General features: G+C 72.5%; 9 protein-coding genes and 1 pseudogene. 5 read left to right on the top strand and 5 right to left on the bottom strand.

The annotated features are described in order from the left end of the window. The 4 genes and pseudogenes from ACFWGZ_RS16355 to lnt all read left to right on the top strand — a co-directional run. Nucleotides 1-209, top strand: a pseudogene (locus ACFWGZ_RS16355) (hypothetical protein); the annotation flags it as partial. Between the two features lie 96 nt (nucleotides 210-305). Beyond that, nucleotides 306-1,877, top strand: a complete 1,572-nt coding sequence (locus tag ACFWGZ_RS16350) for a sigma-70 family RNA polymerase sigma factor (RefSeq protein ID WP_382452326.1) — start codon at nucleotides 306-308, stop codon at nucleotides 1,875-1,877. A gap of 68 nt (nucleotides 1,878-1,945) precedes the next feature. Beyond that, a complete protein-coding gene (gene mptB / locus ACFWGZ_RS16345) occupies nucleotides 1,946-3,388 on the top strand; it encodes a polyprenol phosphomannose-dependent alpha 1,6 mannosyltransferase MptB (protein ID WP_382452325.1) in 1,443 nt (480 codons plus the stop codon). Then, on the top strand, nucleotides 3,375-4,853 hold the full coding sequence (lnt, locus tag ACFWGZ_RS16340) for an apolipoprotein N-acyltransferase (RefSeq protein WP_382452324.1): 1,479 nt from the start codon (nucleotides 3,375-3,377) through the stop codon (nucleotides 4,851-4,853). Before mptB ends, lnt begins: the two co-directional genes overlap by 14 nt. Nucleotides 4,854-5,095: 242 nt before the next feature. Here the strand turns inward: lnt and ACFWGZ_RS16335 are convergent, their stop codons facing one another. Further along, a complete protein-coding gene (locus ACFWGZ_RS16335) occupies nucleotides 5,096-6,541 on the bottom strand; it encodes a phenylacetate--CoA ligase family protein (RefSeq protein WP_382452323.1) in 1,446 nt (481 codons plus the stop codon). A 160-nt stretch (nucleotides 6,542-6,701) separates the two neighbouring features. Here ACFWGZ_RS16335 and ACFWGZ_RS16330 point away from each other — a divergent pair, with 160 nt between their 5' ends. Continuing rightward, nucleotides 6,702-7,844, top strand: a complete 1,143-nt coding sequence (locus ACFWGZ_RS16330) for a glycosyltransferase (protein WP_382452322.1) — start codon at nucleotides 6,702-6,704, stop codon at nucleotides 7,842-7,844. On the opposite strand, the gene ACFWGZ_RS16325 is transcribed toward ACFWGZ_RS16330, so the two are convergent. Genes ACFWGZ_RS16325 through ACFWGZ_RS16310 form a run of 4 tightly spaced genes read right to left on the bottom strand, consistent with a single transcriptional unit; the run spans nucleotide 7,816 to nucleotide 12,953 of the window. Then, a complete protein-coding gene (locus ACFWGZ_RS16325) occupies nucleotides 7,816-9,093 on the bottom strand; it encodes a cation:proton antiporter (protein ID WP_382452321.1) in 1,278 nt (425 codons plus the stop codon). The two genes, ACFWGZ_RS16330 and ACFWGZ_RS16325, sit on opposite strands and share 29 nt — an antisense overlap. 16 nt (nucleotides 9,094-9,109) lie before the next feature. Further along, nucleotides 9,110-10,405, bottom strand: coding sequence for a cytochrome P450 (locus tag ACFWGZ_RS16320; RefSeq protein WP_382452320.1), 1,296 nt, complete (start codon nucleotides 10,403-10,405; stop codon nucleotides 9,110-9,112). Next, a complete protein-coding gene (locus ACFWGZ_RS16315; RefSeq protein WP_382452319.1) occupies nucleotides 10,399-11,403 on the bottom strand; it encodes an alpha-hydroxy acid oxidase in 1,005 nt (334 codons plus the stop codon). The genes ACFWGZ_RS16320 and ACFWGZ_RS16315 overlap by 7 nt, the downstream gene beginning before the upstream one ends. Continuing rightward, nucleotides 11,400-12,953 (bottom strand): NAD(P)-binding domain-containing protein, encoded by a 1,554-nt coding sequence (locus ACFWGZ_RS16310; protein ID WP_382452318.1) that lies wholly within the window; start codon nucleotides 12,951-12,953, stop codon nucleotides 11,400-11,402. The genes ACFWGZ_RS16315 and ACFWGZ_RS16310 overlap by 4 nt, the downstream gene beginning before the upstream one ends. Nucleotides 12,954-12,957: the final 4 nt, after the last annotated feature.

The following is a 12,957-nucleotide window of genomic DNA, read 5'->3' as shown; positions in this document are numbered from 1 at the left end:
CCTCGGGCCTGACGGTCGGCAGGTATCCGGACGGGGAGACGGTGGTGCTCTGCGCCCCGCTGGCCGCCCGGCCGCTGCCCGCCCCGCTGGATCCGGCCGCCACCCGCCTGCCGCTTGCCGCCGGCCGCCACCTGCTCGCCGCCACCACCCCGCCGCCCCGCCGGCCACCACCCGCGTGCCGCCTGCCGCCGCCCGTCCCCAGGCTGTGACCTGGCTCACCAATCGGCCCGCTTTCTGTGACCTGACGTGAGACTCGCCGGTCTCCCCATGGCGTACGGAAGGTCGCCGGGCGAAGGGTGCGGAAGTTGACGGGTCGGGAGTGGCTGGGGCAGGTGGACGCGGAGCAGGTCGATGCCGCGCGGGCCGGTGATCGGGCGGCGCTCGACGCCGTGGTCGCGGCCTGCCTGCCGCTGGTCTACAACGTCGCCGGTCGGGCGCTGCACGCCGACGCCGACGTCGACGACGTGGTGCAGGAGACGATGGTCCGCGTGATCCGCGGCATCGACGCGCTGCGGGAGCCCGACCGGTTCCGGTCGTGGCTGGTCGCCGTCACGATCAACCAGGTCCGCGAGCACTACCGGCGCCGCGACCTGGCCCCGGCGTCGTTGGAGGAGTACGACCGGGCCGATCCGGGAGCGGAGTTCGTCGAGGTGGCGTTGTCGCGGTTGCACTTCGCTCAGCAGCGGCGCGAGGTCGACGAGGCGGCCCGGTGGCTCGACCCGGCCGACCGCGAGCTGCTGGCGCTGTGGACGCTCGAACGGGTCGGGCAGCTCACGCGGGCGGAGGTCACCGACGCGCTCGACCTCGGCGCCCACGCCGTCACAGTGCGGGTCAGCCGGTTGAAGGGCCGGCTGGAGACCATCCGGCACCTCGTGCGCGCGCTGTCGGTGGAGCCGCGGTGCCCCGGCCTCGACAAGGCCGCGCAGGGCTGGAACGGGGAGCCGAGCCCGTTGTGGCGCAAGCGGCTCCTGCGCCACGTCGACGAGTGCGGGCGCTGCCGGCGGGGCGTGGACGACGCCATGCCCGTCGAGCGGATCCTGACCGGCGCCGCGCTGCTCACCGTGCCCGCCTCCTACCTGCCGCGGCTGCTCGAGAACCTGGCCGACGTGACCCCCGTGGCGACCACGGCGCACACCGCCGCCCACCTCGCCGAGGCGACCGGTCCGGTCGCGAAGCTCGCCGGGTTCGTCGCCACCAAGCCGCTGCTCGCCGCCGCCGGTGCCGCCGCCGTCTGCGCGGTGCTGGGCGTCACCGGCGCGCTCGTGTTCCTGCCGTCCGAACCACCGGTCGTCGTCGCGATCCAGAGCACCAGCACGAGCCTCGCCTCGGCCACGGGCACCGCGCCCTCGACCACCTCCGTCACGCTGTCATCGACCACGACGACCACGACCACCACCACAACGACGACGACCACCACCACGACCCAGACCCCGGAACCCGTCCGCGTCCCGACACCGGAGGAACGCGTCCTCGCCCTGATCAACGACACCAGGGCGAACGCCGGGCTGCCGCCGCTGACCGTCGACCCCGCCCTGGTCACCGCCGCCGACCGGCACACCAGGGCGATGACGAGCAACGGCTGCGGCCTGTCCCACCAGTGCACCGGCGAGAGCGGGCTGGGCGAGCGCAGCACCGCGGCGGGCGTGAAGTGGAGCTCGGTCGCGGAGAACGTCGGCATGGGCGGCCCGGTCAAGGACGCCGTCGAGCCCATCTCCAAGATGGCGCTCGGCCTCACCCAGGGCATGATCGACGAGAAGCCGCCGAACGACGGCCACCGCAAGAACATCCTCAGCAAGTCCTCGACGCGCATCGGCATCGTCGTCGTCCGCGACGCCAAGGGAACCGTGTGGATGACGCACGACTTCGCCGGAGGTTGATCGACCCGGGTCGAAAAAAAGATCATCCTCCAGGAGGACGTGGGAGCGCGACCGCAGAAGGACGCGCAGTGACGAACCAGGGCACCACCCTTGCTCCGGTGCAGACCGTCACCTACCGCTGGCCCACCGCCCAGGTCACCACCGGCACCCCGGACCTCCTCCGCTGGACGGGGTTCGGGGGCGCCCTCCTGCTCACCGCCGGAGCGTGGGGAGCGAGAGGCGCCGCACCGGCGCTGGGGATCGCGATCGCGGGGGCCGGGCTGGTCGTGCTGACGTGGGCGCTGCTCGGCCGCACGCAGGCAGACCCGCGGTGGCTGCGGAACACGCTCGCCTGGTGGTGCGCGCCGCTGCTCGCCGCGCCGCCGCTGTTCAGCGCCGACGTGTTCAGCTACCTCGCCCAGGGCGAGGTGGCCGCGAACGGCCTCGACCCCAACGTGGTGAGCCCGGCGGCCGGGGCGAGCGCGGAGGCCGTGGCCCGCGTCGGCGTCTACTGGCGGGAGACGCCCTCTCCGTACGGGCCGCTGTTCACCACCGTCGAACGCACGATCGCCGAGGTCACCGGCGGCGACGCGGTGTCCGGGATCGTCCTCTACCGGCTGGTCGCCGTGCTGGGCCTGCTGCTCGTCGTCTGGGCGGTGCCGCGCCTCGCGGCGATGGCGGGCGTGCGGGAGCGCACCGCGCTGTGGCTGGGCGTGCTGAACCCGCTGGTGCTCTGGCACCTCGTCGGCGGTGTCCACAACGACGCGGTCATGCTCGGCCTGATGCTCGCGGGCACGGTGGTCGCCCTCCAGGCGCTGCCGGAGCTGCGCTGGTGGCCGTTCACGGCCGGGGTCGTCCTCATCGGACTCGGCGCGCAGGTCAAGCTGCCCGCGCTGGTCGCGCTCGCGGTCGTCGGCACCGCGCTGGCCCGCCGCCTCGGCGCAGGCCTGGCCCGGTTCCTGCTGGCGGGCGCGGGCATGGTCGCCGCGGCGGTCGTGGTCTCGGTCGTGACGTCGCTCGCGGGCGGCAGCGGCTTCGGCTGGGTGCAGGCGCTCGGCACGCCCTCGAAGGTCAGCAGCTGGATGGCGCCGACGAACTGGCCGGGCTTCCTGGCGGGTGCGGTGTCGGGCCCGGAAGCCGGGCAGGCGATGATCTCCTCGGCACGGATCGCGGGGCTCGTGCTGATCCTGTGCGGGCTGGTCGTCCTGGTGACCCGGCAGCTGCGCGGCGGGATCTCCGAGGTGACGGCGCTGGGGATGATGATGAGCCTGATCGTGGTGCTGGGGCCGGTGATCCAGCCGTGGTACCTGCTGTGGGCCGCGCTGCCGCTGGCCGCGTGCCTGCCGGAGGGGCCGTGGCGCACGCGGGTCGCCGTGCTCACCGGTGTCTTCGCGCTGCTGGTGCCGCCGCTGGCGGGCAACTTCACCGGCCGGGTGGCCGAGCTGGTCACGGCCTACGTCGTCGGCGTCGCCTTGGTCGCGGCCGCGTACCTGGCGCTGCGGCGGGCGAGGGTGTCCGTTGCGCAGGGCTGACCTCGGCCGCTACGGCGCGGCCGCGCTGGCCGGCGGCGCGCTGGCGCTGAGCTTCCCGCCGCGGACGGCGTGGTGGCTCGCGGTCCCGGCGTTCGCCGTGCTGTGGCTGACGCTCGAGGGCGTCCGCGGGCGCCGTGCCGCCGGACTCGGGTTCGTCTTCGGCCTGGGGTTCTTCCTCCCGCACCTGTGGTGGATCCAGCACTTCCTCGGCGACGACTTCGGCCCGTGGCCGTGGGTCGTCCTCTCCGCGCTGATGGCGTTGTTCGTCTGCGCGGTCATGGCGTTCGTGCCGCTGGTCGCGCGCCTGCCCGCCGCACCCGTGTGGGTGGCGTCGCTGTTCGTGCTGCAGGAGACCGCGCGGGGGTTGATCCCCTTCAACGGCTTCCCGTGGGGCCGTGTCGCGTTCGGGCAGGTCGACGGCCCGTTCGCGCGACTGGCTATCGTCGGCGGCGCGCCGCTGGTGACGTTCGCGGTCGTCGTGACCGGGTTTGGCCTGGCCGCGTGGCTGCCCCGTGTCCGGCAGTGGCGGCGCGGCTGGGCACTGCTGCCGTTCGCCGCGGCGCTCGCGGCCGGCCCGCTGGTCGCGGTCGACGCGCAGAACGGGCAGCGCACGGTCGCGGTCGTCCAGGGCAACGCGCCGGACATCGGCCTCGACCTGCTCACCGCCGGCGACACCCTGCGCGCCAACCACCTGCGCAAGACCTCCGAACTCGCCGCGCTCGTGCGCGGCGGCTCCGTGCCGAAGCCGGACCTGGTCGTGTGGCCGGAGAGCGCCACCCGCACCGGCGACCGCGACCCGGTGCTCGACCGCGCGATCACCGACCTCGGCGTGCCGACGCTCGTGAGCGCGCTGCGGCACAACCAGAACTCCGTCATCGCCTGGCAGCCCGGCACCGGCGCCGGCGCGTCGTACGCGAAGCAGGAGCTCGTGCCGTTCGCCGAGCACATCCCGCTGCGCGACCTCGCCCGCCTCGTCACGCCGTTCGCCGACCAGGCCGACCTCGACGCCGGTACCGAACCGGGCGTGCTCGACATCGCGGGCACCCGCGTGGGGGTGGGCATCTGCTACGAGGTGGCCTACGACTACGTGCTGCGCGAGAGCGCGGCGGCAGGCGCCCAGCTCTTGGTCGTGCCGACCAACAACGCCTGGTACGGCCGCGGCGAGATGACCTACCAGCAGCTCGGCATGGCCCGGCTGCGCGCGATCGAGCACGGCCGCGCCGTCGTGGTCGCGGCGATCAGCGGGGTCAGCGCGGTGGTGCGCCCGGACGGCAGCGTCGTGCAGTCGACGGGCATGTTCACCGACGCCCTGATGACCGCCAGCGTGCCGCTGCGCACCGGCGTGACGTTCGCGACGAGGTTCGGCGCCGCGATCCACGTGCTGCTCACGGGCGCGGCGTTCGCCGCGTGCGTGATCGGGCTGTGGTCGCGCCGCCGAGCCTCGGTTGGTGCCGAGCAGGGCTGACCCGAGCAACGTCCTGCGGTGCAGCGGGTGGACCACCGTGGGCGGCAGTCCGGGGTCGGCGAAGGCCACGGGGCCCCGGCAGAAGTACGACGGCACCAGCCGCAGCCCGCGCCCGCCGAGGTGCAGGTCGCGGTCGCACGCGTACTGGACCTCCAGCACCGGCGCCCGCGGCCACGGGATGCGTCCACCCCGGTGTGGGACGGACCTCGAAAAGCTGTTGCACCGTGGTGCAACAGCACACGTCACGACCGCCGCGTGTACCGGTGCTTCACGCCGGCGGGGAAGTACTCGGGATCACCCGCGGGGCGCAGCACGACCTCCGGCAGCTGCCGCTCCGCCGGCACGTAGTGGGCGAACTCGCTGTTGAGCCGGAGCAGTTGTTCCCTGATCGACCGCGCGATGGCGTCGGCGTCCGCCGTGCGGCCCGGCGCGGTCTCGACGGTGATCCGCAGGACCCGGTCGCGGTCGGCGTCCTCGACCGACTCGACCACGAACTTGCCGGTCACCACGTCGCTGATCCGGGCCTGCTCCAGGCCCACCGTCACGTTCTCCGGGTACACGTTCGCGCCGAAGAACGACACGGTGAACAGTGACCGCCCGAACAGGAACACGAACGGCAGCCCGGGCCCCGGCGGGGGAGTGAAGCCGTGCCGCGCGCAGAACCCGAGCAGCTCGTCGTGGGCGAGGACGCCGCCCTCGTCGGCGATCCGGTAGCGCACGAGCGGGATCCCGCCGTCCGCGGTGAAGACCAGCGTGCCGTCGTGCACCTCGAAGAACCGGCTCGCGGGGTCGTACTGCACGAGCGTGGGCAGCCGCGAGTCGCCGAACACCTCCCGCGCGAGATCGGGCCGCAGCGCGAAGAACCGCCGAATCCCCACCGACAGCGCCGTCTCGTTGCCGAGCACCCCGGAGTCCGCCGTGCCGTACAGGGACGCCACACCGCTCACCGGATCGGAGATCCCGGCCCGCTGTGACACCAGGTCGCGCCACTGCTCGCTGAACACCTCGCCCGCGAGCACGAGCTTGATCTCGTACGCGGGCCAGTCGACGTTCTCCGCGACCCCGGTGTCGATCACGTCCTTGACGAACGGCGGATACCCGAGCAGCACCACCTGGTCGAAGTGCGGCGCCAGCTCCGGCAGCACCCGCAGGATCTCCGCCTTGTTGTTGCCCGGCGCCACCACCGTGACCGGGCAGCCCTTGGCGGCGAGGTGCCGCACGCACGCCTGCGTGAACAGCCCGCCGACCCACGTGCCGAGCGGGAAGCACACCACGGCGAGCGTGGACCGCTCACCGGCGCGGAACCCGTCGACGAGCACCTGCTCGAACCGTCGCGCCACGTGCAGCTCGTCCTCCAGAGAACGCGGCCAGACCGTCGGCCGCCCGCTCGACCCGGACGACACCGCGATCATGTCGCACCCGCTCAACGCGCCGTCGCGGCACAGCTCCGGCAACGGGTACCGCTCGTGGTAGTCCGCCTTGCCGAGCAGCGGCAGCCGCTGGAAGTCCGCGAACGTCGTGACGCCCGCGGGCTCGATCCCGTGCTCCCGCAGGAGCTTGCCGTACGCGGGCACGGTGGAGGCCGTGCGCTGGAACAGGTCGAGCACCCAGCTCTCCGACTTCGGCTCGACGGGCGCGAAGAAGTCGTCGAACGCCTGACGCACACGGGTCTGCCGGCCGCTGTCCATGATCGCAGCCTAGGGGCTCTCCCGCGGCCGTGCCGGTGAGCGCCGCGGGGCAGGAGAACCCTGACCGCCGGAACGCCAGCCCGGTAATGCGGAAACCGCTTTCACCGCAGGTCGTTCACTGCGATAACTTCAGTGTTGACCAAAACAAACCCTCCCGGTGGTGAAGATCGATAGGCTCGCGGAGGTGCGCATCCTCTTCTCGTGCCGCCCGGCCCACGGTCATTTCTTCCCACTGGTCCCGCTCGCCCGTGCCGCCGTGGAGGCGGCCCACGACGTGGTGTTCGCGACGGGGCCGGGTTTCCTCGACCGCGTGCGCGAGCTCGGCTTCGAGGCCCACCCCGCCGGGATCGCGGTGGCGGAGGCCGAGACCGAGGCTCGCCGCCGGCATCCCGACGGCGACGTCGTCACGGTCATGATCACGATGTTCGCCGACGTCCTGCCGCGCGCGACACTCGCCGGCCTCGAGGCCCTGCTGCCGGTGGTGCGGCCGGACCTCGTCGTCTACGAGATGAGCGACGTCGGTGCCGCCAAGGCGGCGCGGGACGCCGGGATCCCGGTCGTGTCGCACGTGATCGGCCGGTCGATGCCGCCCGAGGTCTCCGCGCTGGCCGCGCCGCGCATGGCGTGGCTGTGGGACGGGGAGCTGCCGGCGAACCCGATGCTGGGCGACGCCGTCATCGACCTCTGGCCGGACACCGTGCGCGACCCCGCGGTCCTCGCGCTGCCCAAAGTGATCCGGCAGCGGCCGTCGGCATTCGACCTCGACGTGCCGATGCCGGAACTGGCCGGGGAACGGCCGCTCGTCTACCTCACGCTGGGCACGGTGTCCTACCGCGCGACGGACGTGCTCAGGGCCGCGATCGACGGCCTGGCACGGCTTCCGGTCGAGGTGCTGGTCGCGGTCGGGCCCGGTGACCCTGCGGTGCTCGGCGAGGTGCCGGCGAACGTCGTGGTGGCGAACTTCGTGCCGCAGGCGAGCGTGCTGCGCCGCGCCGCTCTCGTGGTGCACCACGGCGGGACGGGCACGACGCTCGGCGCGCTCGCGGCCGGGCTGCCGCAGCTGGTGCTGCCGCAGGGCGCCGACCAGTTCGTCAACGCCGCCGTGCTCGCGGAGACCGGTGCGGGCGCGCGGCTCGTCGGGCCGGAGGTCACCGCCGACGCGGTCGAGGCGGCGGCGGGAGGGCTGCTCGCCGACGACGCCGTCCGGCAGGTCGCCTCGGCCGTGGCGGCCGAGATCGCGGACCTGCCGGACCCGGCCGCCGTCGTTCAGCGGCTCACGGAACTGGTGCGGGAGAGGGCTTGACGTTCGCCTGCGCCTCCAGGTGGTCGGGCAGCGAGGCCCGGTAGATCGGCATCGCGGCGGCCGTGGTGACGATGGCGACCGCGACGAGGATCGCGAACATCTCCGGCGTCACCAGGTCGTAGGCGAGACCGATGTTGATGAAGATCAGGATCATCAGGCCGCGGGCGTTCATGAGCCCGCCGACCGCGGAGGCGTAGCGCCACGAGTAGCCCTGCGCCTTCACGACGAGCCCGCAGCCGACGTACTTGCCGACGAACGCGACGAGCATGATCGCGGCGAGCTGGAACCACAGCGCGCCACCGGAACCGAAGCCGTCGATCCGCGTGTTGAGGCCGCTGAACGCGAAGAACACCGGCAGCAGCAGGATCGAGTTGAGGTCGGTCAGCTTCGTCTCGAGCTCCTGGCGCACGACCGGCGACTTCGGCATCGCGAGACCGGTGATGAACCCGCCGAACACCGAGAACACGCCGATGTAGTCGGTGTACCAGCCGGAGAGCAGCACGACGAACAGGATCAGGGCCATCATGTCGCGGCTGAGCTTGCCTTCGCGCTCGGCGCGGTCACCGAGCTTGGCGAGCCACTTGCGGCCCAGCGTCAGCATGAGCGCCGCGAAGATCGCCGCGCCGAGGATCGTCTTGAGGGCGCCGGACGGGCTGCCGGACGCGCCCACCGCGATGATCAGCGCGAGGAACGCCCACGCCACCGCGTCGTCGATCGCCGCGGCGACGAGGGTGAGACCGCCGATCGGGGTGTTGGCGATGCCGCGTTCCTGCAGGATCCGCGCGAGCATGGGGAACGCGGTGATCGACAGGGCGCCACCGATGAAGAGCATGAACACCCAGAGGCTGGTGCCCTCGGGGCTGAGGGAGTCGTAGAAGACCACGGCGGCGCCCGCGCCGAGCAGGAACGTCGGCACGATGCCGGACACGGCGAGCACGGAGGCCTTGCGGGCGTTGGCCCCCGTGGTCAGCTTGTGGTCCAAAGAGGACCCGACGAGGAACATGTAGAACGTCAGGCCGATCGTGCTGAGCACGTACAGGGTGCTCTTGACGTCGGCGGGGAAGACCTGCGCCTGCACGCCGGGGGCGATCGCGCCGAACAGCGCGGGCCCGAGCAGGACGCCCGCGACCATCTCGCCGACCACCCTGGGCTGGCGGACCAGCATGGCGAGGCGCCCGCACAGCGTGGTCGCGGCGAGCACGAGCGCCAGCGCGGCGAAGACCTGCAACGCGAAGTGGATCTGGTTCACGGGTGATCTCCTGGAGTCAGTGCCGGACCGGGCAACCCTGCGGGTCGTGCGTGTCGAAATAGCGCCCCGCCATCCGCAGGCGATGGGCGTGCAGCACCATCACGGTGCCGAGCACGAGCTGGACGACGCTGCGCCAGACGTCTTCCCAGCGGTCGCGCACACGCATCAGGGCGAGTCGTCGCCGCGGCGGGGGACCGCCGCGGACCAGCAGGCACGGACCCCGGCTCGGCAGCGACCGGGTGTGCGTGACGGAGGAGTGCAGCGTGCCGCGGCGCAGGACCTCCCGTGCGGCGGCGCGCATCACGACGGGGGCGAGCCGCCAGGCCGGGCAGGGGCGGTTGGCGGCGACGCCGAACGGGATGTGGTGCTCGTTGCGGGCGGCCGTGTTCTCCCACCGGCCCGGGTCGAACTCCTCCGGGTTCGCGTAGCCGGTCGCGTGGTAGGCGGGGTAGCTGAAGCACAGCACCGATCCGGCGGGGAACGAGGTGTGCTCGTCCAGCACGATGTCGGCGGTGGTGATGCGGTGGGCGATGCCGAACAGCGGGTAGAGCCGGAAGGTCTCGTCGAGGACGTGGGCGAAGTACCGGTCCTCGCCCGCCCGTGCGGCGGCCCCGGGGTGCTGGGCGAGCGCGAGCAGCAGGTGGGCCATCGCCTCGGACATCTGCACGACGGCGGTGTTGAAGTAGGTGCCCTGCAGGTAGTGGACCTGCTCGGTCTCGGACAGGGCCGAGGGCAGCGGGAGCCGGACGTCGGCGAGTCGCACCCGCAGGTACCGGGTGAGGCGCGCGCGGCGGGCGGGATGGCGCAAACCCGTGCACTTCAACGAGTTCACGACGTCCGTGGCGTGGCCGACGATCAGGTCGCGGGCGTGGCGGGGGCAGGGTTCGCCGAACACGACCTCGTGGAAGTACTCGGCCCACACCGGCATCATCAGCTCGCGCAGCCGCACCTCGGTGACGCGTCCGGTGAGCACCTCGTCGAGCACCTTCGCGGTGCAGCGGGTGGCGGCCCCGGCCAGCTCGCTGCTCGACCCGGCGAGGAAGGCGCGGGTCGTGCGGGCGACGTCGTCGTAGCGCGGGCCCGCCTCCAGGTGTTCCTGGTGCACCTCGGGTCCGGGGGCGAGCCAGTACCAGAACAGGTCCGACAGCCCGGCTCCGCGGCTGCGGCCGTTCGCGGCGGGGTGGCTGTAGAGCTCCTGGAAGCGGTCGGGACCGACCTGCTCGTTGGGGAAGGTGATGGCGTTGTCGCCGTTGACCTTCTCGAACACCTTGGCGCGCAACGCGACCACGCGTGCGGGCAGCCGGCTCAGCACCGCGGCCCCCTCACGACGACCATGTCGCGGGTGAGCTCGCCGCCGCACATCGTGAGCACGTGCAGGAACTCCTCGCGCAGCACGGAGAGCACGCGCCGCACGCCCGCCTCGCCGTCCGCGGCCAGCCCCCAGAGCACGGGCCGGCCGATGCCCACCGCCGTGGCGCCGAGCGCGAGCGCCAGGGCGATGTCCGCTCCGCCGCGGACTCCGCCGTCGAGCACGACGGGCACCCGTCCGGCGACCGCGTCGGCCACGGCGGGCAGCGCATCGAGGGAGGCGGGCACGACGTCGAGCTGGCGGCCGCCGTGGTTGGACACGACGATCCCCGCCACCCCGTGCTCCACGGCGAGCACCGCGTCCGCCGGGTGCAGCACCCCCTTGACCCACACCGGGAGCGAGGTCGTCCCGCGCAGCCGGCCGAGGTGCTCCCACGACACCTCGGCCGACATCGCGATGTCCCGCAGGCCCGGCTCGGTCAGGTCCCGCATGTTCTCCGCCGCGAGTCCGGCGGGCAGGTCGTGGAAGCCGTGCTCGATGTCGCGCCGGTGGCGGCCGAACACGGGGGAGTCGACCGTGACGACGAGCGCGGCGCAGCCCGCCCGTTCCGCCCGCCGCACCAGCGCCTCGGTGACGGCCGGATCCGGCTGCACGTAGAGCTGGAACCAGACCGGCCCGGTCGCGGCGGCGACGACGTCGGCGATCGGCACGGTCGAGGCCATGCTGGACACCAGGACCGTGCCGTCCGCGCCCCGTGCGGAGGCGAGCTCGCCCTCGGGGTGGGCGAGCTTGTGGAACGCCGTGGGCGAGATCAGCGCGGGCAGGTCGGTGCGGACCGGCCCGCCGCGCAGCACCCTGGGCAGCAGGGCGAGGCGCCGGAACGCGGCCTCGTTCTCGGCGAGCACGACCTCGTCGCCGACCCCGCCCGCGAAGAAGTCGTAGTGCACACCGTCGAGCACCGTGCGGGCCTTGTCGTGCAGCTCCGCGAGAGCCGGGTTCACCAGCGGGAGCCCAGGAACGCGCGCAGCGGGGCCTTGTGCACCTGCTCGCTGTCCCACTCGTTCTCGAGGTTCTCGGTGATGTGGTGCTCGCCGAGCAGCTCGCCGCCGCGGAAGTGCCGGACCACGGGGTGCAGGTAGCGGCCGTCGAGCCCGCTGGTGTCCTGCTGGGAGGTGCGGCCCGCGGTGATGTCGAACGGGTTGACCTTGTCGTGGTCGGCGCCGTACTCCAGCGTGACCGTGAGGTAGGTGTCGACGTCGCCGAACTCGCCGCGCGCCACGGCCTCGTGCAGGTGCGCGACCGGCACTTCCTCCAGGTAGCGCGCGGTTCCGTCCGGTCCGATGAGGACCGAGTCGGAGAGGAACGCGAAGAGCTGCCACAGCGCGGAGGTCCGGTTGACGCGCTCGATGACGGCCTCGGTGATGTCGGCCTTGGCGACGTGTCTGCTCGGCCAGTCGACGCCGTGGTATCGCTGCTCGGCGATCCGGTGCAGGGCGCGCACGCCGTAGCGGAAGCCGTGGATGAACCCGCTGGTCGACTTCTTGAAGTCGCGCATCTGCGTGATCGTGCCCGCGAAGAACAGGTCGGGGACGTTCACCGACTCCCAGGCGGCGGTCTGGTCGGGGAAGCGGGACTTGATCGTGAGCTGCGGCCGGCACTCGTCGGCGAAGATGGACGCGTCGAACTTGAAGCCGGTGGCGAGGATGACCCGGTCGTAGCGGATCTCCTTGATCACCTCGTCGACCCGCTGGAAGCTGACCTTCACGAGGTAGTCGTCGCCGTCGCGGCGGATGCCCGCGATGTGCCCGTCCAGCACCGCGTTCTGCGACTTGAGCTGGTAGGTGTCGAGGAAGTTGTTGTTCACCGCCCGCAGGTGGCCGACGAAGTGCGTCTGCCAGGCCAGCTTCAGCGAGCCGGGTCCCGCGACGTGGATGACCGATGCCGTCTCGACGAGCGCGTCGGCGGTCTCGAACGCGGAGTTGCCGCGCCCGATGATGAGCACCTTCTTGTTCACGAAGTCCTGCGGGTCCACCGAGACGTCGTAGTAGTGCTCGGCGTGTTCGACGCCGTCGATGTCCGGCACGTACTGCTGCGAGACACCGGTCGCGACGATGACCCGCTTCGCCCGGTAGGTGCCGCCGTGCTGGTCACGCACCACGAAGTCGTCCGGCCTGGTGACCGACACGACGCGCGTGTCGTAGCGGATCGGGAGGTCGTTCTTCACGGCGAAGTCGCCGAGGTAGCGGACCATGTCGTCGGCGTGCGGGAAGTAGCGCGGCGTGTAGCCGGTGAACAGCAGCTCGGGGTCGTCGCAGAGCAGCGAGTTCCAGTCGACCCGCAGGTTGAGCTCGGGGTCGTCCCAGCCCGTGTGGACCTTGTTGATCGAGATCAGCTGGCGGTGCCGGGGGAAGCGGGTGAAGAACGTCCCCGCCCCCGGGCCGGCCTCCAGCACGACGTGGTCGCGCCCGGCCTGTGTGAGCAGGTAGGACGCCTGCAGGCCCGCCGGACCGGCGCCGATCACGAGACACTCGGTCGAAACCTCGCTGGACACGGTC

Origin of the sequence: Lentzea sp. NPDC060358 (assembly GCF_042725365.1) — a bacterium.
GTDB lineage: Bacteria > Actinomycetota > Actinomycetes > Mycobacteriales > Pseudonocardiaceae > Lentzea.
Note: the sequence above shows the minus strand (reverse complement) of the source record. Positions and strands in the feature narration are given on the sequence as shown.

Excerpts from the sequence above, each read along its gene's own strand:
- ACFWGZ_RS16335 (WP_382452323.1), bottom strand. The coding sequence starts at position 6,541 with ATGGACAGCGGCCGGCAGACCCGTGTGCGTCAGGCGTTCGACGACTTC.